At 69.6% G+C, this 22493-nt stretch carries 24 protein-coding genes and 1 tRNA gene; 15 read left to right on the top strand and 10 right to left on the bottom strand.

The window, feature by feature from the left end; all coding sequences use genetic code 11:
* Positions 1-33: 33 nt before the first annotated feature.
* Together mshA and HRC28_RS23060 are read left to right on the top strand one after the other, a co-directional pair.
* Positions 34-1326 carry a D-inositol-3-phosphate glycosyltransferase gene (mshA, locus tag HRC28_RS23065; RefSeq protein WP_182377696.1) on the top strand — a complete coding sequence of 431 codons (1293 nt, stop codon included), beginning with the start codon at positions 34-36 and terminating at the stop codon, positions 1324-1326.
* The gene (locus HRC28_RS23060; RefSeq protein WP_182380922.1) at positions 1326-1826 is read left to right on the top strand and encodes a YbjN domain-containing protein; all 501 of its coding nucleotides are present in this window, start codon (positions 1326-1328) and stop codon (positions 1824-1826) included. Before mshA ends, HRC28_RS23060 begins: the two co-directional genes overlap by 1 nt.
* On the opposite strand, the gene HRC28_RS23055 is transcribed toward HRC28_RS23060, so the two are convergent.
* Together HRC28_RS23055 and HRC28_RS23050 are read right to left on the bottom strand one after the other, a co-directional pair.
* Entirely contained in the window at positions 1815-2948 is a 1134-nt protein-coding gene (locus HRC28_RS23055; protein WP_346010498.1) for a sigma-70 family RNA polymerase sigma factor, read from the bottom strand. The genes HRC28_RS23060 and HRC28_RS23055 overlap by 12 nt on opposite strands.
* Entirely contained in the window at positions 2945-3364 is a 420-nt protein-coding gene (locus HRC28_RS23050) for a YciI family protein (protein ID WP_182377694.1), read from the bottom strand. Before HRC28_RS23050 ends, HRC28_RS23055 begins: the two co-directional genes overlap by 4 nt.
* Before the next feature lie 132 nt (positions 3365-3496).
* Here HRC28_RS23050 and HRC28_RS23045 point away from each other — a divergent pair, with 132 nt between their 5' ends.
* Positions 3497-4417, top strand: a complete 921-nt coding sequence (locus tag HRC28_RS23045) for a DMT family transporter (RefSeq protein ID WP_182377693.1) — start codon at positions 3497-3499, stop codon at positions 4415-4417.
* Here HRC28_RS23045 and HRC28_RS23040 read toward each other — a convergent pair whose 3' ends face one another.
* Together HRC28_RS23040 and HRC28_RS23035 are read right to left on the bottom strand one after the other, a co-directional pair.
* Positions 4418-5095, bottom strand: coding sequence for a response regulator transcription factor (locus tag HRC28_RS23040; protein WP_182377692.1), 678 nt, complete (start codon positions 5093-5095; stop codon positions 4418-4420).
* A complete protein-coding gene (locus HRC28_RS23035) occupies positions 5092-6303 on the bottom strand; it encodes an ATP-binding protein (RefSeq protein ID WP_182377691.1) in 1212 nt (403 codons plus the stop codon). Before HRC28_RS23035 ends, HRC28_RS23040 begins: the two co-directional genes overlap by 4 nt.
* A gap of 122 nt (positions 6304-6425) precedes the next feature.
* Between HRC28_RS23035 and phoU the strand changes: the two genes are divergently transcribed.
* Positions 6426-7079: a phosphate signaling complex protein PhoU gene (gene phoU, locus HRC28_RS23030; protein ID WP_182377690.1), complete on the top strand. Its 654-nt coding sequence runs from the start codon at positions 6426-6428 to the stop codon at positions 7077-7079.
* 7 nt (positions 7080-7086) lie between these two features.
* On the opposite strand, the gene HRC28_RS23025 is transcribed toward phoU, so the two are convergent.
* The 4 genes from HRC28_RS23025 to HRC28_RS23010 form a co-directional block, all read right to left on the bottom strand.
* Entirely contained in the window at positions 7087-8385 is a 1299-nt protein-coding gene (locus tag HRC28_RS23025) for an Ig-like domain-containing protein (RefSeq protein ID WP_182377689.1), read from the bottom strand.
* Positions 8386-8447: 62 nt separating this feature from the next.
* Positions 8448-9194, bottom strand: a complete 747-nt coding sequence (locus tag HRC28_RS23020; protein WP_182377688.1) for a phosphoglyceromutase — start codon at positions 9192-9194, stop codon at positions 8448-8450.
* Positions 9194-9844 carry a hypothetical protein gene (locus HRC28_RS23015; protein WP_182377687.1) on the bottom strand — a complete coding sequence of 217 codons (651 nt, stop codon included), beginning with the start codon at positions 9842-9844 and terminating at the stop codon, positions 9194-9196. The genes HRC28_RS23020 and HRC28_RS23015 overlap by 1 nt, the downstream gene beginning before the upstream one ends.
* A 129-nt stretch (positions 9845-9973) precedes the next feature.
* Positions 9974-11107, bottom strand: coding sequence for a UbiA family prenyltransferase (locus HRC28_RS23010; protein WP_182377686.1), 1134 nt, complete (start codon positions 11105-11107; stop codon positions 9974-9976).
* A gap of 261 nt (positions 11108-11368) precedes the next feature.
* On the opposite strand from HRC28_RS23010, the gene HRC28_RS23005 reads away from it, so the two are divergent.
* Both HRC28_RS23005 and HRC28_RS23000 read left to right on the top strand, forming a co-directional pair.
* Complete coding sequence (locus HRC28_RS23005) at positions 11369-11854, top strand: CarD family transcriptional regulator (RefSeq protein WP_182377685.1); 486 nt, start codon at positions 11369-11371, stop codon at positions 11852-11854.
* A gap of 37 nt (positions 11855-11891) precedes the next feature.
* Entirely contained in the window at positions 11892-12488 is a 597-nt protein-coding gene (locus HRC28_RS23000; RefSeq protein ID WP_182377684.1) for a 2-C-methyl-D-erythritol 4-phosphate cytidylyltransferase, read from the top strand.
* An 8-nt stretch (positions 12489-12496) separates the two neighbouring features.
* Here HRC28_RS23000 and HRC28_RS22995 read toward each other — a convergent pair whose 3' ends face one another.
* Positions 12497-13171, bottom strand: a complete 675-nt coding sequence (locus tag HRC28_RS22995) for a 2-C-methyl-D-erythritol 4-phosphate cytidylyltransferase (protein WP_182377683.1) — start codon at positions 13169-13171, stop codon at positions 12497-12499.
* Positions 13172-13297: 126 nt separating this feature from the next.
* Here HRC28_RS22995 and nirD point away from each other — a divergent pair, with 126 nt between their 5' ends.
* Positions 13298-13669, top strand: coding sequence for a nitrite reductase small subunit NirD (gene nirD, locus HRC28_RS22990; RefSeq protein WP_182377682.1), 372 nt, complete (start codon positions 13298-13300; stop codon positions 13667-13669).
* Between the two features lie 13 nt (positions 13670-13682).
* On the opposite strand, the gene ispF is transcribed toward nirD, so the two are convergent.
* Positions 13683-14210: a 2-C-methyl-D-erythritol 2,4-cyclodiphosphate synthase gene (gene ispF / locus HRC28_RS22985; RefSeq protein ID WP_237111622.1), complete on the bottom strand. Its 528-nt coding sequence runs from the start codon at positions 14208-14210 to the stop codon at positions 13683-13685.
* A 32-nt stretch (positions 14211-14242) separates the two neighbouring features.
* On the opposite strand from ispF, the gene HRC28_RS22980 reads away from it, so the two are divergent.
* From HRC28_RS22980 to HRC28_RS22945, 8 genes are all read left to right on the top strand, one after another.
* A complete protein-coding gene (locus tag HRC28_RS22980) occupies positions 14243-15781 on the top strand; it encodes a molybdopterin-dependent oxidoreductase (RefSeq protein WP_182377680.1) in 1539 nt (512 codons plus the stop codon).
* Positions 15778-16518 (top strand): SDR family oxidoreductase, encoded by a 741-nt coding sequence (locus HRC28_RS22975; protein ID WP_182377679.1) that lies wholly within the window; start codon positions 15778-15780, stop codon positions 16516-16518. Before HRC28_RS22980 ends, HRC28_RS22975 begins: the two co-directional genes overlap by 4 nt.
* A 52-nt stretch (positions 16519-16570) precedes the next feature.
* Positions 16571-18001 (top strand): cysteine--tRNA ligase, encoded by a 1431-nt coding sequence (gene cysS, locus HRC28_RS22970; RefSeq protein ID WP_182377678.1) that lies wholly within the window; start codon positions 16571-16573, stop codon positions 17999-18001.
* A gap of 62 nt (positions 18002-18063) precedes the next feature.
* Positions 18064-19032: a 23S rRNA (guanosine(2251)-2'-O)-methyltransferase RlmB gene (gene rlmB, locus HRC28_RS22965; protein ID WP_182377677.1), complete on the top strand. Its 969-nt coding sequence runs from the start codon at positions 18064-18066 to the stop codon at positions 19030-19032.
* 62 nt (positions 19033-19094) lie between these two features.
* Positions 19095-20546 carry a metallophosphoesterase gene (locus HRC28_RS22960; RefSeq protein ID WP_237111621.1) on the top strand — a complete coding sequence of 484 codons (1452 nt, stop codon included), beginning with the start codon at positions 19095-19097 and terminating at the stop codon, positions 20544-20546.
* Between the two features lie 9 nt (positions 20547-20555).
* Positions 20556-21704: an acyl-CoA dehydrogenase family protein gene (locus tag HRC28_RS22955; RefSeq protein ID WP_182377676.1), complete on the top strand. Its 1149-nt coding sequence runs from the start codon at positions 20556-20558 to the stop codon at positions 21702-21704.
* Positions 21705-21795: 91 nt separating this feature from the next.
* A complete protein-coding gene (locus HRC28_RS22950) occupies positions 21796-22296 on the top strand; it encodes a hypothetical protein (protein WP_182377675.1) in 501 nt (166 codons plus the stop codon).
* A 99-nt stretch (positions 22297-22395) separates the two neighbouring features.
* A tRNA-Gln gene (locus tag HRC28_RS22945) sits at positions 22396-22474 on the top strand.
* The last annotated feature ends 19 nt before the right edge of the window (positions 22475-22493 follow it).

The following is a 22493-nucleotide window of genomic DNA, read 5'->3' as shown; positions in this document are numbered from 1 at the left end:
ATCGCCGGTGAAGCGAGAACCAGAGGGGGTGGCATGGGGGAGTCAGCACCGTCCGACATCGGACGCGTCGCGATGATCAGCCTGCACACCTCGCCCCTGGACCAGCCCGGGACCGGTGACGCGGGCGGCATGAACGTCTACGTCGTCGAGGTCGCTCGCCGGCTCGCCGAGCGCGGCATCGAGGTCGACATCTTCACGCGCGCGACCCGGTCCAGCCTGGCGCCGCTCGTCACGATGTCGCCGGGCGTGACGGTGCACCACGTGCACGCCGGCCCCTTCGAGGGCCTGACCAAGGAGCAACTCCCGGGCCAGCTCTGCGTCTTCGCGCGTGACGTGCTCCGGGCCGAGGCTGCCCACCCCGCCGGCCACTTCGACGTCGTGCACTCCCACTACTGGCTCTCCGGCCAGGTCGGCGCCCTCGCGCGCGACCGCTGGGGCGTGCCGCTCGTGCACTCGATGCACACCATGGCCAAGGTCAAGAACGAAGCGCTCGCCGAGGGCGACACCCCCGAGCCGCTCGAGCGCGAGATCGGCGAGGAGCAGGTGGTCGAGTCGGCCGACGTGCTGATCGCGAACACCGACCTCGAGGCCAAGCAGCTCATCAACCTGTACGACGCCGAGCCGGCCCGCGTCGAGGTGGTGCACCCGGGCGTCGACACCGACGTGTTCCGTCCGTTGTCGCCGGCAGAACGCTCTGCTGCCCGGAAGGCCCGCAACCTGGCCGACGACGCCCTCGTGCTGCTCTTCGCCGGTCGCATCCAGCCGCTGAAGGCGCCGGATGTGCTGCTGCGCGCGGTCGCCGAACTGCTGTACCGCCGCCCCGACCTGCGCTCGCGCCTGGTCGTGCCGATCGTCGGCGGTCCGTCCGGCAGCGGTCTGGAGCGCCCCGCAGCGCTGGCCAATCTCGCGGCCGAGCTCCGCATCGACGACGTCGTGCGCTTCGTCCCACCGGTCCCTCAGCATGAGCTCGCTGGCTGGTACTCCGCGGCCACGCTCGTCGCGGTGCCGTCCTACAACGAGTCGTTCGGCCTCGTCGCCGCCGAGGCCCAGGCCGCCGGTTCGCCGGTCGTCGCCGCGGCCGTCGGCGGGCTCACCACCGTCGTGAGTGACGGTCACAGCGGACTGCTGGTCGACACCCACGAGGCCCACGACTGGGCCATCGCGCTCGAGCGGGTCGTGTCCGATGCCGACCTCCGTGAGCGGCTCGCCGCGGGCGCCATCATGCAGTCCGAGAAGTTCTCGTGGGACGCCACGGCCGCCCAGACGTTGGCCGTCTACGAGCGCGCGCACTCCTTCATGCGGCAAGAAGTAGGCTCACCGGCGTGATCGAACCCTCGGACGTCGTACGCACCCATCTGGCGGACAACGACATCGAGTTCGAGGAGTCGACCCCGGGCACCTTCACGTTCTCGTTGCCCGGCGAGAAGAAGCTCCAGACCCCGGTCCGCCTCGACGTCGGTTCGCACGCGCTGGGGGTGCACGCGTTCGTGTGCCGCCGCCCCGATGAGGAGTTCGAGCGCGTCTACCGCTGGCTGCTCGAGCGCAACCTGAAGATGTACGGCGTCGGGTTCGCCCTCGACCACCACGGCGACATCTACCTCGACGCGCGGCTGCCGTTGTCGTCGGTGACGCCGGCCGACCTCGACAAGCTCCTCGGCTCGGTGTTGACCTACGCCGACGAGTCGTTCAACACGATCCTCGAGCTCGGCTTCGAGTCCTCCATCCGCAAGGAATGGCAGTGGCGGATCGACCGGGGTGAGTCGACGGCCAACCTGGATGCGTTCCGGGGCTGGCTCGAACCGGCCGAGACCGACTCAGACGCGTAGCCGTGCCGCCTGCCGCAGCAGGTGATTGACCTCGGGCAGGTTCGGCGCCTTGCCGGCTGCGACGGTGTACAGCCGCGCCGCTTCCGTGTTGTTGCCGGCCTGCTCGTTCAGCCAGGCCGCGACCGCGTCGTAACGCGGCAGGTCGGGGTCGAGTGGCTCGAGGGCGCGAAGGCCCGCCATCGGTCCATCGGCCGCACCGACGGCCACGGCCCGGTTGAGCAGCACCATCGGGCTGGGCGACAACCGGACCAGTTCGTCGTACCACTCCAGGATCTGGACCCAGTCGGTCTCCTCGGCGCGGGCGGCGTCGTCGTGGAGGGCGGCGATGGCCGCCTGGACCTGGTACTCGCCCAGGGCATCGCGGTCCAGCGCGCCCTGCAGGATCCCGACCGCCTCGCCGACCATCGCCGTGTCCCATCGCGAGCGGTCCTGGTCGGCGAGCGGGACGAGTTCCCCGTTGGTGGAACGGCGTGCGGCCCGGCGGGCGTGGTGCAGCAGCATCAGCGCGAGGAGCCCCGCCACCTCGGGATCCGGCGTGGTGGCCGCCAGTTGCCGGGTCAGCCGGATCGCCTCCACCGCGAGGTCGACCTCACCGGTGAAGCCCTCGTTGAAGATCAGGTAGAGCACCCGGAGTACGGCGGTGACCTCGCCGGGTCGCGCGAACGGCTGGCCAGCGATCGTCCGCTTGGCGCGAGAGATCCGCTGCGCCATCGTCGCCTCCGGCACCAGGAACGCCTGCGCGATCTGGGCCGTCGTCAGGCCGCCGACCGCACGCAGGGTCAGGGCGATCGCGGAGGCAGGCGTGAGGTCCGGGTGGCAGCACCGGCTCAGCAACAGCAACGTGTCGTCGGCCTGTTCGGTCGGCCCCGCGTCCGGCTCGAGGTGGTGCTGGACCTCGCGCCGGTTGCGGGCCGACGCCGAGCGGTGCTCGTCGATCATCTTCCGGCCGGCCACCGTGATCAGCCACGCTCGCGGGTCGTCGGGCATCGCGTCCGGCCATCGTCGTACGGCCTCGAGAAGGGCTTCCTGGACGGCATCCTCGGCCGCCGCGAACTCGATGCCGCGGCGCACGAGGATGCCCAGGACCTGCGGGGTCAACTCCCGCAGCAGGTCCTCGTTCACTCGGTGACCACGGGCGGCTCGCCGTAGAACGGGCGCACCTCGATCCATTCGTGGATCGGCTGGCCACCCTTGCCGGGGGCCGCAGACAGGCTGGCGGCCGCTTCGTAGGCCCGCTCCTGCGAGTCCACGTCGATGATCATCCAGCCCGCGATCAGTTCCTTGGTCTCGGGGAACGGGCCGTCGGTGACGGGCGGCTTGCCCTCGCCGTCGTACCGCACGAACGCGCCGGCGGGCTCGAGCGCCTGGCCGTCGACGAACTCACCGCGCTCGGCCATCTCGTCGGCCCAGGTCCGCATGAAGTCGACGTGCGCGGTGATCTCGTCCGGCTCCCACTGGTCCATCGGGACGTTCGTGCCGGGCAGCCAGTCCGGGCCGCTGGTGCGGTTGTAGTGCTTGAGCAAGAGGTACTTCGCCATGGTGGTCTCCTTGGGTCCGAGATGGCCATTCTTGCCACCTTCACTCCAGAGACGGAGCGGTTGGCGGGTTCTCGACAAGGACTGGCAAAAAATCGCTGGGGAGTTGTCGGTGCCGGTCCCTAGGGTGAGGGAGTGACGAACCGCGGTTGGAGCCTGTTCCTGGCGATGTGTCTGATCTGGGGTCTGCCGTACCTCTTCATCAGGATCGCGGTCGACCACGTGTCGCCCGCCGAACTCGTCTTCCTGCGCACGGCGCTCGCGGCCGTCGTCCTCCTGCCGATTGCGCTGATGCGCCGCGAAGTGGCGGAGGTGCTGACCCGCTGGCGTCCGCTGGTGCTGTTCGCGGTCATCGAGATCATGATCCCGTGGGTGCTCCTCGGGCACGCCGAGCAGCGCATCTCCTCGTCGCTCGCCGGCCTGTTGGTCGCGGCCGTGCCGCTGTTCGGTGCGCTGGCCTTCCTGGTGACGGCCCACGCCGAGCGGTTCACGCTCAAGCAACTGGGCGGCCTGATCCTCGGTTTCGCCGGGGTGGCGTGCCTGGTCGGACTCGACCTCGGCCACCTCGACATGCTCGCGGTCGCGGAGATGCTGGGTGTCGCGGTGTGCTACGCCGCCGGGCCGCTGGTCCTGGCGCGCTGGTTCTCCGACGTCTCCGGACTCGGCGTGATGGCGTGCGCGTTGACCCTGACGGCGGTCGTCTACGCACCGTTCGGGATCGCGAACCCGCCCACCGGCCTGCCGACCGAGGCCTGGGTCAGCATCGCCGTGCTGTCCCTGGTGTGCACCGCACTGGCGTTCGTGATCTTCCTCGATCTGATCAAGGAGGCCGGACCCACGCGCTCGACGATCATCACCTACGTCAATCCGGCCGTGGCGATCGTGCTCGGCGTGATCGTGCTCGACGAGAAGATCACCAACGGCATGATCGTCGGCTTCCCGCTGATCCTGGTGGGATGCCTGGTGGCCGCGGGTGGGCGCAGCGCAGCGGTCGCGACCGTCGAACCGGCTGCGGACATCGCCCTCGAGTGCGAGGCCGACCCCGAGCCGGTCTGATCAGACCTCGAGCTTGTAGCCCAGCCCGCGCACGGTGACGAGGTACTTCGGCTCGCTCGGCTCGGGCTCGAGCTTGGCCCGCAGGCGCTTCACGTGGACGTCGAGCGTCTTCGTGTCGCCGACGTAGTCCGAACCCCAGACGCGGTCGATGAGCTGACCGCGGGTGAGCACCCGACCGGGGTTGCGCAGGAACATCTCGAGGAGCTCGAACTCCTTGAGCGGGAGCCGCTGCTCGATGCCGTCGACGGTGACGACGTGGCGCTCGACGTCCATCCGGACCGGTCCGGCCTCGAGGGTGTCGGGGAGCAGTTCGGCCTCGTTGCCGCGGCGCAGCACAGCGCGGATCCGGGCGACCAGTTCGCGCGGGGAGTACGGCTTGGTGACGTAGTCGTCGGCGCCGAGCTCGAGTCCGACGACCTTGTCGACCTCGTCGTCCTTCGCGCTGACCATGATCACCGGGACGTTCGACGTCTGGCGGATGGTGCGGCACACCTCGGTGCCGGGGATGCCGGGGAGCATCAGGTCCAGCAGCACGATGTCGGCGCCGTTGCGGTCGAACTCCTTCAGCGCCTCGTTGCCGTCCGCGGCGATCGCGACCTCGAACCCCTCCTTGCGGAGCAGGTAGGCGAGGGCATCGCTGTAGCTCTCTTCGTCTTCGACGACAAGCACTCGGGTCATGGGGACTTCTCCTGTGATTCGGCGCGCCGGCCCGGTGAATCCGGGTCGGACGCGAGTGGGGCCAGGCGGATGAGCGGCCTGGCCTCGTGGTGGTCGGGGTGTTGGGGGAGGGAGAGCGTGAAGGTCGAGCCCTGGCCCTCGACGGACCAGACCCGCACGTCTCCGCCGTGGGTGGCGGCAACGTGCTTGACGATCGACAGGCCGAGGCCGGTGCCGCCGGTCGACCGGTGGCGGGCGGGGTCCACCCGGTAGAACCGTTCGAAGATCCGGTCGACCTCGGCTTCGGGGATGCCGATGCCCTGGTCGATCACCGAGATCTCGATCGACGAGCCGACCCGCTTGCGGGTGACGACGACGCGTGAGTTCGGCTCGGAGTAGGCCACGGCGTTCGCGACCAGGTTGGCCACGGCAGCACTGACCTGCTTCTCGCTGCCGAGCACCTTCAGGCCCTCGTCGCCCTCGGCGATGATCGAGATGTCCTTGGCGGTGGCATTCATGTTGCTGCCATCGACAGCCGCAGCGACGATCTCGTCGATGGAGACGGGGGTGGGGGAGTCGATCGGCTCGTCACCCTGGAGCCGCGACAGTTCGATGATCTGCAGGATCAGCCGCGACAACCGGTCGCTCTCGGTCAGCATCCGCGAAGCGAAGCGATAGACCGCTTCGGGATCGTCGGAGGCATCCTGGACGGCTTCTGCGAGGAGCCGGATCGCGCCGATCGGCGTCTTCAGTTCGTGACTGACATTGGCGACGAAGTCGCGGCGTACGGCGTCGACCTGGCGCTCGCGCGTCCGGTCCTCGACCAGGGCCAGGACCAGCCGGGAGCCGAGGGGCGCGACGCGGGCCGTGACGTGGCGGGGTACGCCGGCCGCCCGGGGCACGATCAGTTCGGTCTCGCGGATCTGCCCGTCGCGACGGACCTTCCGGATCAGGTTGCCGAGCTCCTCCGACAGCAGGCTGGTGCCGCGCACGAAGCCCATGGCGTACGCCGGCGCGGACGCCTTGAGGACGACGTCGGACTCGTCGACGACGACCGCGCTGCTGCGCAGCACGGAGAGGACGGCGGCGACCCCGTCCGGAACCTGCGGTTCCTCGGGAGCGACGTACTGTCGTTGCTGACGATCACTGAGGTACCAGGCGAACATGGCACCGCCGGACACGAGGGCGCCGAGGACCGCAGCAAGGAACGCCTGCGCAGTCGGATCCACGCTTCGATCGTACGGCGCGGCGCGGTTTGAGCCGGGAATCGGCGAGCCCGACCTTCGCGATGTTCACTCCCCGTTCACCGGCATGCGCCGGTTGGTCACCTCTGTTCCCTACTGTCTCTCTCATGCGTGACGCGTACATTGACCAGCTCGATGCGATCTTCGAGGACCTCGCCGGCATTGCCCGCAAGGTCCAGGTCGCTGTCGGCCAGGCCACCACGGCCCTGATGACCGGTGACTCCTCGATCGCGGAGCAGGTGATCAGCGACGACGCAGCCATCGACCGTGCCCGGGAGCAGGTCGAGGAGAACGCGTTCAGCCTGCTCTCCCTGCAGCAGCCGGTCGCCCGCGACCTGCGCACCGTCGTCGCAGCGCTGCGGATGGTCGCCGAGCTCGAGCGGATGGGCGACCTCTCCGTGCACGTCGCCAAGGTCGCACGCCTCCGGGTGCCGGACGTGGCGGTGCCCGAAGAGGCCCGCGCGACGATGACGCGGATGGCCGAGGTGGCCGAGGACATGGTCGCCCGCGTGTGCGACGTCATCGCCGGTCGTGACGTCGAGGCGGCCATCGCCCTGGGTCGCGACGACGAGGAGATGGACCAGTTGCGTCGTACCAGCTTCTCCGAACTGCTCTCCGACGACTGGTCGCACGGCGTCGAGGCGGCTGTCGACATCGCCCTGCTCGGCCGTTACTACGAGCGCATCGCCGACCACGCGGTCTCGATCGCCAACCGCGTCATCTTCGTCGTGACCGGGCACAACCCGGTGCCGGCCGCCTGAGGCTGAATCAGCCGATCAGGTTGCCGCGTGCTGACGACGCGGTGTTGTTCGCGTCTCCGGCGTAACCGGCGACGTACCCGCCGTTGAGGGTCAACGCGAGTCGCTGGGCGTTGGCGTCGCAGGTGGCGACGCCCTGGGCATCGGTCGTGGCCACGCAAAGAACGGTCTTGCCGGTGGTGAAGCTGACCGGGTAGCCCGCGATCGCCCGGCCGTTGCCCGTCAGCGTGGCGCGCAGGACGGCCTTGGGCAGCAGCCACGGGCTCAGGCCCAGGAACACGGGGGCCGCCGTGAGCGATGTCGTACGACGCGCGACCACCAGGCTGACCCGATCGCTGGACGTGCTGTAGGCGAAGGCGCCGCTGCCCGAGTACGAGGCTTCGATCCGGTGGGTCCCGGTGGCGAGGTCCGCCTTCTCGAGTACGGCGGAGGAGACGCCGTCGCTCGGATCGCCGACCGGCGTCACGGGCACCTCCACGTCACGGCCGTCGATCTCGAAGGTGACCGTTCCGGACGTCGGCGCTCCCAGATCGGTGACGTCGGCGCGCACGACGGCCGCGATCCGCACGGTGTCGCCGTACGTCGCAGAGGCCGGGGTGACGGACAGTTCCGTGATCGTCCCGATCCGCCGGACGTCGTACTCGATCGTCGCGGATGCCCAGCCGTAGCGGGCGTCGCTGGTGTAGATCGCTGACAACTGATGCTCCCCGACGGGGAGGTCGGGCGTGGTCAATGTGGCCGCGCCGTCGGTCCCGACGGGAACGACCGCAAGCTGCGTGCCCTGGTCGCGGAACGTGATGGAGCCGGTGGGCACGGCCATGCCCGACGGGAAGCCGAGGGTGGCCGTGAGGGTCACGGGCCGGCCGGGCCAGGCATGGTCGGGCGACACGGTCAGCGCCAGGGTCGGGTCGGCCTTGGACACGAGCATGACGTCGGTGTAGCTGGACGGCGCGAACCGCTCGTTGCCCGCGTACGAGAGCACGATTTCGTGTTCGCCGACCTCCAGCAACGGGAGCGGGACGACGGCCATCCCGTGGGGGATCCCGTCGTTGAACGGGCTGAGCGTGCCGCCGCCGATGGCCTGACCGTCGATCTGGACCGAAACCTGGCCATCGGGCACCCCGGCTGCGGCGATGACCCGGACCTTCAGCGAGTCAGGCTCGCCGTACTCGGCGATCCACGAGTCCCCGGACATGTAGACGCCCGTCTCCACGGGCGTGCCCTCCGCATGCGCGGGCGCGAGAGGCACCAGGCCCGTCGCCACGAGGGGCAGGGACAGGGCGAGGACCGAGAGCAGACGTCGAAGCACCGTCAGATTGAATCAGGAGGACGGCCTGCGCGGACCGAAACGGCCGACTCGGTGCTGCAGGTTCAGCGACCCTGGTTGGCCACGGCCGCCGCCGCAGCAGCCGCCGCCTCGGGGTCGAGGTAGCGCCCGCCCGGAACGGTCGGTGCGAGGGTGTCCTCGTCGAGTTCGTAGACCAGCGGCATGCCGGTCGGGATGTTGAGCCCGGCGATGTCGGCGTCGCTGATCTGGTCGAGGTGCTTCACGATCGCGCGCAGGCTGTTGCCGTGTGCGGCGACCAGGACGGTGTGGCCGGCGCGGAGATCCGGCACGATCCCGGCGTCCCAGTAGGGGAGCAGGCGGGTGATGACGTCCTTGAGGCACTCGGTGCGCGGCAGGTCCTCACCGAGGTCGGCGTATCGCGGGTCGGCCGACTGCGAGAACTCGCTGCTGTCGTCGAGCGGCGGCGGCGGGATGTCGAACGAGCGACGCCACAGCATGAACTGGTCCTCGCCGTACTGCTCGCGGACCTGCGCCTTGTCCTTGCCCTGCAGGTCGCCGTAGTGGCGCTCGTTGAGGCGCCAGGAACGGCGCACGGGGATCCAGTGCCGGTCGGCTGCGTCGAGCGCGAGCGCGGCCGTGTTGATGGCCCGTCGCTGCAGCGAGGTGTGCAGGACGTCCGGCAGCAGGCCGGCATCCTTCAGCAGTTCGCCGCCGCGGACCGCTTCGGCGCGGCCCTTGTCGGTCAGGGCCACGTCGACCCAGCCGGTGAAGAGGTTCTTCGCGTTCCAGTCGCTCTCGCCGTGGCGGAGCAGGATGAGCGTGAACGTCATCAGTGCGCGCCCTCCGGAGCGGGGGCTTCGTCGGCGCAGTTGAAGCGGGCGTCGCCGCCCTCCTCAGCGTGCTCCTCGTCGGCGTGCTCTTCCTCGGCGGCAGCGTCGGCGGCCTCGCCCTCCTCGGACTCCGCAGCCTCGCTCTCGGCGGCCTCGGTCGGGATCTGGGTGTACTGGAAGCAGTTCTTGACGACCGGAACGTTCAGGCTGACCTTCTCGCCGGTGCTGAAGCCCAGTTCGAGGGTGACCACGTCGCCGGCCGTGAAGTCGCCGGTCACCGGGATGACGACGTCCTTGGCCAGGTTGACCGCTTCGCGACCGGGGATCTGGACGGCCTCGAACTTCGCGGTGGCCTTGCCCTCGGGCGACGTCACCGAATCCAGTGCAGCGTTCTCGTCGAGGTTGTTCGCGAGGGACCCGATCAGGCGGCCCTTGCCCGTGGCGGACGCGAGCAACCGGATGCCGAGGGCGTCCACGGAGGCGTCGCGGTTGTTCTCACCGGCCGCGATCGTGTTGACGCGGTCGGTGGGGTAGTCGAAGCCGCAGGACGACAGGGTCATGGCGGCGGGCACGAGGGCCAGCAGCAGTCCGGCGATCGCAGTCGGGCGCAGGTGGTGCATCTCGGCAGGCCTCCGCAGCTCTCTCTTCATCGGCCGTTGCAACGGCCCCTGGGTCCGGGTCGGTGCTCCCGGTGGCGTACGCCGCGGGAGCGGCCACACTCTAGCGGTCTCCGGCGCCGACGACGTGTCCGGCTCGGACTGCTGCGTGCGGGACGCCCGTCAGCGGCTGAGGCCGACCTTGGCGCCCATGACGACGAGCAGGACGGTGATCACCGCGGTGTAGAGGGTCGCGAGGGCCAGCAATCGCGTGGCGCCGAGCTTGAGCCCCAACTTCAGCGGCAGGTAGGTCCAGCCGTCCTCGTGGTCGGCGACCAGGCCCCACACAGCGCGCAGGAAGTGGATGCCGACACCGAGCAGGGCGGCGAGGACCACGATCGACGTCTCGGGAGCGCTGCCGACCGCTTGGCCGCCCCATCCGCCATAGGAGAGGTACGCCGGCAGCAGCGCGAACGACGCCGCCCACGACCACCACGAGAAGAAGCCGGTCCGCAGCACGATGTTGCCGAGCATCCCGACGGCGACCGCCGCGAGGTACAGGCAGCCGGCGCGGATGCCGGTGGTGATCGCCAGCGGCACGAGCAGCAGGGTCGCGACCACGATGGCGTACCAGACCGTCTCGGGCTGGAGCCGTCCCATCGCGAGCGGTTTGCCCGTGAGGTCATGGGACTTGTCGCGCTGCCGGTCGACGATGTCGTTGTGCCAGCCGAGGATGGTCTGGCCGACCAGGACGGTGAGCAGTACGACGCCCGCTTCGCGGGCCGGGCGGCCGGCGATCGCGGCCACGAGGCCCATCGCGACGGCGGTGCCGATGGCCTGCTTGGTGTGCGCCGCCTGCAGCAACTGCAGCGGGACGACCTCGGCGGGATTGCGGCCGCCGAAGAGAACGCCGATCAGGCCGGTGGCCGGCGGGTAGGCCGGTTCCACGGGGCCGCCGTAGAAGTCGTCGTTCTCGACGTCTTCGACGTCTTCGACGTCTTCGACGTCTTCGAGCTCGTCGACGTCATCGACGTCATCGAGGTCGGTCTCCTCGTCGGGATCGAGGTCCGCCTCGAGTGCGGTGTCCAGTTCGGATGCCGTGTCGGACTCCGTGTCGGGGTCGAGGTCCGCTTCGACGCCTGTCTCGACGTCCCCATCGAGCTCCGCGTCCACGTCCGAGGGCAGCTCCGTGTCCAGGGGGGCGTCGTCCGCCGTCGCCTCGGGTGCCGACTCCTCCGCGGAGTCGACCTCCCCCTCCACTGAGGTGGTGTCCTCCCCGGCAGGGCGGCCGCGTCGCCAACGCTGCGTCTTTGCCATGCCGAGCAGTATTGACCACGGTCCGGCCCCGCGTGTGCGGGCCCGCCGAAACGTCTGTCCCACATCGGTGTCGTCCCGCTGGCCGGTGGGGGGTCGTCGTACTCCGGTCAGGTGATCTGTCTCACGGGGCAACCGTGCTGGCCGAACACACCTCACCCCCGTTGTCAAGCCAGCCATTACGGCCCTGACCTGCGCAAACGCTTTCTGGGACTGGCCCCGGGCGTGGTAGCATAGGTCACCCTAGGAAGGGGCTTTTCACATATGACTTTCACCGTCGGCGAAACGGTCGTCTACCCCAATCACGGGGCTGCGGTCATCGAAAACATCGAGATGCGGACGATCAAGGGGGAACCTCGGGAGTACCTCGTTCTCCGGATCGTCGCCCAGCAGGACCTGGTTGTCCGGGTTCCTGCCTGCAACCTCGATCTTGTCGGGGTCCGCGACGTGGTGGACAAGGAAGGCCTGGACCGTGTGTTCGGCGTTCTGCGGGCCGAGCACGTTGAGGAGCCGACCAACTGGTCGCGTCGCTACAAGGCGAACCTCGAGAAGTTGCACAGTGGCGATGTCATGAAGGTGGCCGAGGTCGTCCGCGACCTGTGGCGCCGTGAGAGGGACCGCGGGCTGTCGGCCGGCGAGAAGCGCATGCTCGCCAAGGCACGCCAGATCCTCGTCTCCGAGCTCGCGCTCGCTGAGCACACCAACGAGGACAAGGCCGAGACCATCCTGGACGAAGTCCTCGCCTCGTAACTGATCCACATCGACGACGTCATACGGTGGGACTCTGATGAGTCCACATCCGTATGACGTCGTCGACATTTACGCCCCTGTCTCGGGGATGGTGGTCGACGAGGGCCGGGGCGCCCTGCCGTACCACCTGATCCACGGTGAATCACTCGTTGCCGCTGCCGCCTGGGCCGCCGGGGAGGCACGCGTTGACCTGATCGACCAGAGCGTGCCGTGGGAGTTCGTCGCCGAGCGCGACGAGGCCGTGTTGTTGCACGATCCGCTGTGCCCGATGACCCCGCCGGCCTTCCTCGCCCGCTGTGCCGACCGGGCTGGGGTCGAGGACCGGGTCATCGTCGGAGTCCGGCCGGTCACCGACACGGTCAAGGTGGTCCGGGACGGAGCCCTGGGCGAAACGGTTGATCGCGACCAGTTGGTGGCGATCTGCTCGCCGATCGTCCTGCCTGCCTCTGTGGTCCAGGACTTGTTCGGCGAGGGCGGCCAGCTGCCGTCGACGGACTTCGTGGAACTGGTCGCCGCCCTCCGGGAGCGGTACGGCGCCGAGCGGGTCGAGTTCGTCGAGGCGCCCCCTGAGGCGCGGCGAGTGGGCTCGGACGAGGACATCGCCGTGCTCGCGGCGTTGACCGATCCGCGCTGAGGTCCGGACTACTGCGCGAGCAGCGTCTCCGCAACGCGCAGGTCCTCTGCGAAGGTGACCTTGAGGTTCCGCGCCCCGGCCGGAACGGCCCGGATCGAGCCGTCGCCGGGTGCGAACTGCGCGAACGCTGCCGCCGTGTCGGTTCCGTCGAAGCCGGCCGCCGCAGCCGCCGCGTAGGCCGCGATCAGTGGCGCGGCCAGGAACGCCTGGGGCGTCTGGACGCCCGCGAGGGTGTGGTCGGAGCGGGGGAACAGGCCCGCCAGTTCGAGGGTGGGTACGGCGCCGCCGTACGCGCGGGCGATGGCGATGACCTGCCCGAACAGGTCGGCGCCGGCGAGGGGCCGGGCGCCGTCGTGGATCGCGATGACGTCGATGTCCCCGGCGGCGACGCGGGGAGCGAGCAGGTCCAGCGCGGCCTGCTCGGAGGCCTGACGCGTGGCGCCACCGTCGATGAGGAGCACTTCGCGCTCCCCGACGTGGGGAGCAAGGGCATGCGCGACGGTCGTGCGCTCACCCGGACGGCAGACCACCACGACCGGGTCGACGTCCGGCAACGACAGGGCGGTCTGGACGGACCAGGCCAGCAGCGGCCGGTCGCGCACGTTGAGCAGGACCTTGTTCACGTCCGCGCCGACGCGGGTGCCGCTCCCGGCGGCGAGTACGACCACTGCAGCAGTTGGCACCGGGCGAGACTAGCCGCCGCGGGGTGTCGGAGGACGGTCGGGAGCCGAGCAACTGGGAGAAAGCGTTTTCCTCCCCGTTACACAGCGAAACGCTGACGAGAACAACCGCGACCTACGTTCACAGGCATGACAGGTCGCGGGGCCGTGGAGGAATGGCAGCCGGTCTGCCGGATGGCCGAGCTCGAGGTCGATCGCGGTGTGACCGCGCTCGTGCATGGGCAGGCGATCGCGATCTTCCGGACGGGGGACGACGCGGTCTACGCGCTGGGCAACCACGACCCGTTCGCACGCCATGCGATCGGCGGCATCTCCAAGGGCATCGTCGGCCGTCGCGGGGAGACCCCGTTCGTCGCGTCGCCGGCCCACCGGCACGCGTTCGACCTGCGCACCGGTCGCTGCCTCGACGACGTCCACGCCGCCGTTCCGGCGTACGACGTCAAGGTGGTCGAGGGCGTCGTCCTGGTCGGACATCGCAAGACCGCCGCTGCCTCCGCCTGACGAAGCGTGACGGTCAGCCGCTGACCGTGATCAGCGCGCTCGCGATTGCCGCGACGCCTTCGCCGCGCCCCGTGAGGCCGAGTCCGTCGGTGGTGGTGGCGGACAGCGAGACCGGCGCGCCGAGCACGTCGCCGAGGGCGGCTTCGGCTTCTGCGCGACGCGGCCCGATCTTCGGCCGGTTGCCAATCACCTGGACGGCGACGTTGATGACGGCGAACCCGGCCGCCTCGACCCGGCGCCGGGTCTCGCCGAGCAGGGCGGCTCCGCTCGCTCCGGACCACTCGGGCTCCGCCGTACCGAAGTTGCTGCCCAGGTCGCCCAGGCCGGAGGCGGACAGCAGGGCGTCGCAGATCGCGTGGGCGGCCACATCGGCGTCCGAGTGGCCCTCGAGGCGGACGTCCTCGTCGGGCCAGAGCAGCCCGCCGAGCGCCAGCGGGGCGTCGTCGTCCGCGCGGGGGACGAGGCGGTGGACGTCGGTGCCGATGCCGGTTCGCAGGCCGGCGAGGGCTGCGGCGACACTCCCGTTGGCGGTTGGGTTCACGCCCTGATCATGCCTGAGGGACAATCGGCCCTGTGAAGACATCCCGCGGTTGGTGGGCCTTCGCCGGAATCCTGTCCGGCGCGGTCGGGCTGGCCCTGAGTTACGCCGCGGCGGCGTTGCTCCACGTGCGGGAATCCCCGGTCGTCGTGGTCGCCGAGGGCTTCGCCGACCTGACGCCCGGGTCGGTCGTGAAGTGGGCCATCGACACCTTCGACAAGGACGACAAGAAGATCCTCGTCCTCGGCATCATGCTGTTCCTGACGGTCACCTTCGCGGTGCTCGGTCGGCTCGCCCGCACCCGCTGGTGGGCCGCGATGATCGGCTTCTGCGCGCTGGCCGGTGTCGCCGTGATCGCGGTGCTCGCCAAGCCGACCCCGAGCCCCATCGACTTCGCGCCCATCGTCGTGGGCCTGCTCTGCTGGATCGTCGCGCTGGCGATCCTGGCCGAGTGGCTGCGCCGCTGGGAGATGGTCGCCGACGGCGACGAACCCGCCATCGAGCCGATGCACACCCGCCGCCACTTCTTCATCGCTGCGGGTGCCACCGCCGGGTTCGCGGCCTTCGGGGGACTGATCGGGCGGCTGGCCGGCAGCGCGCGCCGTCGCGCCGAGGAGAGTCGTCGGCTGCTGCGGATCGAGGGCATCACCGCACCGGACGTCCCCAACGGCGCCAGCTTCGAGATCGACAACGTCTCGCTCTGGCAGACGCCGAGCGAGGACTTCTATCTGATCGACACGGCCTTCATCAAGCCGACCATCGAGCCGGCCGACTGGCAACTGCGGATCCACGGCATGGTCGATCGGGAGATCACCCTGACCTACCAGGACCTGGTGTCCCGCGAGATCACCCAGGACTGGATCACCCTCAACTGCGTGTCCAACGAGGTCGGCGGCGACCTGATCGGCAACGCCTGGTGGAGCGGTGTCCGGCTCGCTGCGATCCTCGCCGAGGCCGGACCGCAGGAGGGTGCCGACGCGGTGCTCCAGACGTCCGAGGACGGCTGGACCTGCGGGACGCCCCTGGGCGCGCTGATGGACGACCGCAACGCCATGCTGGCGGTGGCGATGAACGGCGAACCCCTGCTCATCGAGCACGGCTTCCCCGTGCGCACGATCGTGCCCGGTCTCTACGGCTACGTGTCCGCGACCAAATGGGTCATCGACATGGAAGTCACCCGCTTCGACGAGATCGAGGCGTACTGGACCGGCAAGGGCTGGTCCGAGCAGGGCCCCGTCAAGATCGCATCGAAGATCGAGGTGCCCCACGACGGCGACGAGGTCGCTGCCGGGGAGGTCGTCGTTGCCGGCGTCGCGTGGTTCCAGCACACCGGGGTCTCGGCCGTGGAGGTGCAGGTCGACGGCGGCGCGTGGAAGCCGACCGAACTCGCCGCCACCCCCAACATCGACACCTGGGTGCAGTGGCGGACCACCGTGGACCTCGACGAGGGCGACCACCAGATCCGGGTCCGGGCCACCGACAGGGACGGGAACGCGCAGACGGGTGCGATCGCCGACGTACTGCCCGACGGTGCAACTGGCTGGCACACCATCGACGTCAGTGTGAATGCGTGAGCGCGCCTGACTTCTCCGGCCTCGCAGGCGGGGCCCTGGTCATCGGTGGCTCCGGCGGCCTGGGCCGCGCGATCGCCGAGATGTTGATCGAGCGTGGGGCCCGCGTCGCCGTCACGCATCGCACCCGTCCGGTCGAGGTGGGCGTGGCGTCGTACGGACTGGACCTGGGGGACCCCGAGGAGGTGACGCGGGTCGTCGGCCACGCGGCCGCCGAACTCAACGGACTCCACACCGTCGTCCACGCCGCCGGTCCGCACGTACCGATGGTCCATCTCTCCCGCGTCGCGCCGTCGGACATGGGGGCGCAGTTGCTCGTCGACGCTGCGGGCTTCTTCGCGGTCGCGCACGCCGCCCTGCCGTTCCTCCGGGAGTCGCGCGGCTCGCTGACCGCCGTCACGACCGCCGCGACTTCCCGCTTCCCGGTCCGTGACGGGCTCTCCTCGGCGCCCAAGGCGGCGGTCGAGGCCATGGTGCGGGGCCTCGCCGTCGAGGAGGGCCGGTACGGCGTCCGGGTCAACGCCGTCGGTCCCGGCATGCTCACCGACGGGATGGCCGAGCGACTCATCTCCTCCGGCGAACTCGACGACAAGGCACTCGAGGTGACCCGCGGCAACATCCCGCTGCGCACCTTCGGGACGGCTGCCGACATCGCCGAAGCGGTCTGCTTCCTCGCGTCCTCCCGCGCCGGGTTCATCACCGGCCAGAAGCTGGACGTCGACGGCGGCTACGGCTGCTGACCCCATAGGTGACAATGCGCGGGCTGACCGTTCGAATCCCTAGACTGGCCGGGTGACGATCAGGCTCTATGACACTGCGACCCGCGAAGTGCGTGACTTCGTGCCCCTTGAGGTGGGCAAAGCGAGTCTCTACGTCTGCGGTCTGACGGTCCAGAGCGAGCCCCACGTCGGGCACGTCCGGTCGGGCGTGAACTTCGACGTCCTCCAGCGCTGGCTGCGTTTTCGCGGGTACGACGTCACGTTCATCCGCAACATCACCGACATCGACGACAAGATCCTCGCCAAGTCCGCCGAGCAGGATCGCCCCTGGTACAACCTCGCCTACGCGATGAAGATCGAGCTGGACAAGGCGTACACCGCTCTCAACGTCGCCCCGCCGACGTACGAGCCGGCTGCCACGGCGCACGTCCCCGAGATCATCGTGCTGATCGAGGAACTGATCGCGCGCGGCCACGCCTACGCGGCGCCCGAAGGTTCAGCCTCGGCCGGCGACGTCTACTTCGACGTGCGGTCGTGGTCGTCGTACGGCGAACTGACCCATCAGGGCATCGACGACATGGAGCCCGCGGCCGACGCCGACCCGCGCGGCAAGCGCGACCCGCGTGACTTCGCGCTGTGGAAGGGCCGCAAGGACTCCGAGCCGGAGACCGCGTCGTGGCCGAGCCCGTGGGGCCGCGGTCGCCCCGGCTGGCACATCGAGTGCTCCGCGATGGCCGGCAAGTACCTCGGTCCCGCGTTCGACATCCACGGTGGTGGCGTCGACCTGCGGTTCCCGCACCACGAGAACGAGCAGGCCCAGTCGCGTGCGGCCGGCGGCTCCTTCGCGTCGTACTGGATGCACAACGCGTGGATCACCACCGCGGGCGAGAAGATGAGCAAGTCGCTCGGCAACACGCTCAGCATTCCCTCGGTCCTGCAGCGCGTGCGCGGCGTCGAGCTGCGCTATTACATGGCGGCCGCGCACTACCGCTCCCACGTGGAGTTCTCGTTCGAGGCCCTCGACGAGGCTGCTGCGGGGTATCGACGCATCGAGTCCTTCCTCGAGCGCGCGGCGGCAGCGCTGGGCGAGGACATTCCGCTCGGCATGCCCTGCGCCGAATTCGTGACCGCGATGGACGAGGACCTCGGCACTCCCGCTGCTGTGGGCGCCCTGTTCGACGTGACCCGCGAGGGCAACAAGCTCCTGGCCGGTGGCGACCTCGCAGCGCTGCGCGGCAGCGCCGGTTCGGTGCGGGCGATGCTCGACATCCTCGGCCTCGACCCGGCCGACCCGGCCTGGGCAGCAAGCCGAACGAACACAGACACCGAGGAGAGGTTGACCGTTGCGGTCGACGTCCTCGTCGCCGGACTCCTCGACGAGCGCACGCAGGCCCGCGCCGACAAGGACTGGGCACGCGCGGACGCGATCCGCGATCGAATCAAGTCGGCTGGCATCGAAGTCACCGACACCCCTGATGGACCTACCTGGACGGTCGGTGGTTGAGGTGCGAGCGCAGCGAGCTTCGAAACCCGTCCGGGCGATCCACCGAAAGCAAGGAAACTGACATGGCTGGGAACTCGAGCCGCAAGGGCGCGATCCGCAAGTCGAGCAAGAGGCCGCAGGCCGGGTCCGGTGGCCAGGTGCGCCGCGGACTCGAGGGCAAGGGCCCGACGCCGAAGGCGGCCGACCGCCCGTACCACAAGACGCACAAGGCCGAGGAGTACAAGAAGCGGCAGGCCAAGCGCGCCGGAGCCGGCAGCGGCGGCCGCAAGACCAGCGACGCCGAGTGGATCGCTGGGCGCAACTCCGTGCTCGAGGCGCTGCGCGAGAAGGTTCCGATCACGTCGGTCTACGTCGCCGACAACACCGAGCGCGACACCCGCCTGCGCGAGGTCTTCCGCCTGGCTGCGGAGATGGGTGTGGGCCTCATGGAGGTCAGCCGCACCGAGCTCGACAAGCTCACCGACAAGGCTGTCCACCAGGGCATCGCCGCGCGCATCCCTCCCTACGAGTACGCCGACCCGAACGACCTGCTCGACGCGGCGACCGAAGCTGCCGAGGCACCGCTCATCGTGATGCTCGATTCGATCACCGACCCGCGCAACCTCGGCGCAATCGTCCGCAGCGCTGCCGGATTCGGCGCGCACGGCGTCGTGATTCCCGAGCGTCGCGCCGCGTCGATGACCGCATCGGCCTGGAAGACGTCGGCCGGTGCTGCCGCCCGCTGCCCCGTCGCGCAGACGGTGAACCTGAACCGCCAGATCAAGGCCTACCAGGACGCCGGATGCTTCGTGATCGGCCTGGCCGCCGACGGCGACCTGAGCCTCCCAGAACTCGTCGCTGACACCGACCTCGTCAAGGGTCCGCTGGTGCTCGTCATCGGTTCCGAGGGCGACGGCTTGGCCCGCCTGGTGGCGGAGAACTGCGACCGACTGCTCTCGATCCCGATGGCGGGGGTCCTCGAGTCCCTCAACGCTGGAGTGGCCGCGTCGGTCGCGCTCTACGCCGTCGCGGAGGCCCGGAGCCGGAGGTAACGATTCCTCCGATCTCGCCCCTGCGGGTCCTCAAGGTCCTGACCTATGTCGGGATCTGGATCGTGCTGTCGATCTGCATCGCGGCGACGATCTTCGTCGGCAGCGAGCGCGAGATCGACCTGGCCAGCCACGAAGCGACGATCAGCCCGGACTTCTCGGGTGACGTCGTGCTGCGCACCGGCCCGGTGCTGCCGGACCTGTGGGTGCCCTCGCCCTCGAAGATCGGGGTGGAGGTCCAGCTCGGCAAGAGCGACACGGCGTCCCTGCCCGAACTCACCGCGCGCTATGCCGCCATTGCGTCACAGCCCGACGGCCAGATCGCCGTGGTCGAGCGCGCCGTGACCTCGATGGCACTTGCCGCCCTCGTCCAGGGCGCGGCCATCGGCGCGGTCCCGCTGCTGATGTGGGCGGCCATCGGGCCGGAGCGACGGCGGGGACTGGTCAGCGCCCTGCCCACGCGCAAGGGCGCCATCGGCGCGACCGTCCTGCTCGTGGTGGTGGCCGCGGTCGCCGTACCCACGGGCTGGGGCCAGCAGGATCCGCCGGTCGAGAACTGGTCCTCGCTGCAGGACTTCGTGGGCACCGCCGTACCCCTGCCGGAACAGGCCCGCGACGTGCTGGTCCTCGGCGATGCCTCCACCGGGCAGACCCGTCGGCTGATCGCCAGCGCGGTCAGCAGTTACCAGCAGGGACTGGCGTTCTACTCGAAGGCCACCGACGACGCGGCCGACCTCGAGCTGCGCGAACCGGACGCCGACGAGACGGTCGTCCTGCTGGTCTCGGATCGTCACGACAACGTCGGCATGGACAAGGTGGCCCGCGCCATTGCCAAGGCCGGGGGCGCCACCAACGTCTTCAACGCAGGGGACGACACGTCGACAGGGGAGCGCTGGGAGGCCTTCTCCCTCGACTCCCTCGGCGCCGCGTTCGAGGACTTCGACGGCCGCTGGGCGGTGTCCGGCAACCACGACAACGGCACCTTCGTGCGCGGCCACATGGAGGAGCAGGGCTGGACCTACTTCGACGGCGCCGAGATCGACGGCCCGGGCAACGCGCGCCTGCTCGGTGTCGACGACCCGCGGTCCAGTGGGCTCGGCAACTGGCGCGACGAGACGGGCCTGACGTCGTCCGAGGTGGCCCAGCGGCTCACCGACGAGGCCTGTGACGCCGACGAACGCGGCGAACGGGTCAACACGATCCTCGTCCATGACGCCGACTTCGGCGACGACGCACTGGCCCGCGGCTGCGTCGACCTCGTCGTCGGTGGCCACACCCACGTCCAGGACGGCCCCACCGCGGTCATCGGCGAGAACGACACCACCGGCTACACCTACACCGTCGGCACCACCGGCGGCGCTGCGTACGCGATCGCCATCGGCAGCAAGCTCCGCCGGGCTGCCGGCGTCGCGCTGATCACCTACCGCGAGGGACGTCCCGTCGGCATCCAGTCGGTGACGCTGCAGACCAACGGCCGCTACGACGTCGACGACTGGGTCGAGCTGACCTACTCATAGGCTGCCTGCATGGCCACCACCGTCGACCGACTGCTGCCCAGCGAGGAAGCAGAGGAACTGCTCGCCCTGACCCGCGAGATCGCCACGAAGGAGCTCGCGCCGCAGGTCGCCGAGGCCGAGGAACGGGCCGAGTTCCCTGAAGCCGCGTACCGGTTGCTCGGTCGCTCCGGCCTGTTGAGCCTGCCATTCGCCGAGGAGTACGGCGGCGGGAACCAGCCCTACGAGGTGTACCTCCAGGTCGTCGAGGAGATCGCCACGGTGTGGCCGAGCGTCGGGGTCGGTGTCAGCGTGCATGCGCTCACGGGCACCGTGGTCGCCGCCAACGGGTCGCCCGAACTGCGCGAGACCTGGTTGCCCCGGATGCTCTCGGGCGACTGGCTCGGTGCCTACGGCCTGTCCGAGCCGCAGGCCGGGTCCGATGTCAGCGGCATCCGGACGTCGGCCCGCCGCGACGGCGATGACTTCGTCGTCAAGGGCACCAAGCAGTGGATCTCCAACGGGTCCTGTGCCGACTACTACGTGCTGTTCGCCCGCACCTCCGAGGACCCGAAGCGCGGTCTGTCGGCCTTCGTCGTGGAGGACGGGACGCCCGGGATGACCTTCGGTGCCCCCGAGAAGAAGATGGGCCTGCACTGCGACGTCACCACGCAGGTGCTGTTCGACGACGCCCGGGTGCCCGCAGCCCAGTTGATCGGCGACGAGGGCGCGGGCATGAAGGTGGCCCTGTCGGCCCTCGACGCCGGCCGTCTCGGCATCGCCGCTGTCGCGACCGGCATCGCCCAGGGTGCACTGGCGCACGCGGTTGCGTACGCGCGCGAGCGGGAGCAGTTCGGCCAGAAGATCGGGGAGTTCCAGGGCCTGCAGTTCCTGCTGGCCGACATGGCCGCCGACGTCGAACGGTCGCGGGCGGCGTACCTCCACGCTGCGCGACTGAAGGATGCCGGACGTCCGTACTCGCGTCAGGCGTCCATCGCCAAGCTGACCGCATCCGACGCCGCGATGCGGGTGACCACCGACGCGGTGCAGGTGCTCGGCGGCAACGGCTTCACGCGGGAGTACCCCGTGGAGCGGATGTTCCGCGACGCAAAGGTGACCCAGATCTTCGAGGGAACCAACCAGATTCAACGGATGGTGATCGGGCGTGACCTGCTGCGCTGACGCACTTCAGACCCCCTGCCCTTAGGGTGATCCTGAGAATTCACTGAGGGGGGCTCGGGACCACCCTTTTCACACTCGGAGGGAACCCCCCATGGGCAAGAGCCTGATCGTCAAACTCGGCGGCGTCGGCGTCGCGATCCTGATCGCCATCGTCGCGACATTCGTCCTCAGCAAGGGATCGGAGAAGGTCGCCGAAGCGCAGGCCCCGAAGGTCGGCGAGTGCATCACCGTCACGGGCACCGTCAACGCCAAGACCGAGGACAAGGACTGCGGCGACGCGGACGCCACCTTCAAGGTCACGGGCAACAAGGGTGACTGCGACCCGAGCGAGGACACCCTGTCGATCTCGGTCGGCAAGGCGGACTCGGGCAACGTGGCCGAGCTGTGCCTCGGTCTGAACGCCGCGAAGGGCGACTGCTTCCGGCTGACCGCCACCGAGAGCTCGAAGGTCGAGTGCGCGGCCAACAAGGGTGACGCCGACGTCGCGCTGGTCTCCAGCGTCGGCAAGTCCGGTACCGCCTGCGCCAACGGCGCGCAGCCGCTGGACTACAAGAAGCGCGACACCTTGCTCTGCCTGGTGCCGAACGCCTGAGTCGCATCGCCGTCGTACCTGACGAAACTGTCCTCTCCGCTCGCGGAAGGCAACCGTTTCGTCAGGTACGACGCACGCGCTCTAGGCTTGGCCTCGCAATCCCCGGTTGGTCTGCCGGCAGGGCCCGCCTGACTTTGAATCAGGACTAGCGACGATGGTTCGACTCCATCCCGGGGAGCAAGTTCGTCCAGCACGGA

Source organism: Nocardioides sp. WS12, assembly GCF_014108865.1.
Lineage (GTDB): Bacteria > Actinomycetota > Actinomycetes > Propionibacteriales > Nocardioidaceae > Nocardioides.
Note: the sequence above shows the minus strand (reverse complement) of the source record. Positions and strands in the feature narration are given on the sequence as shown.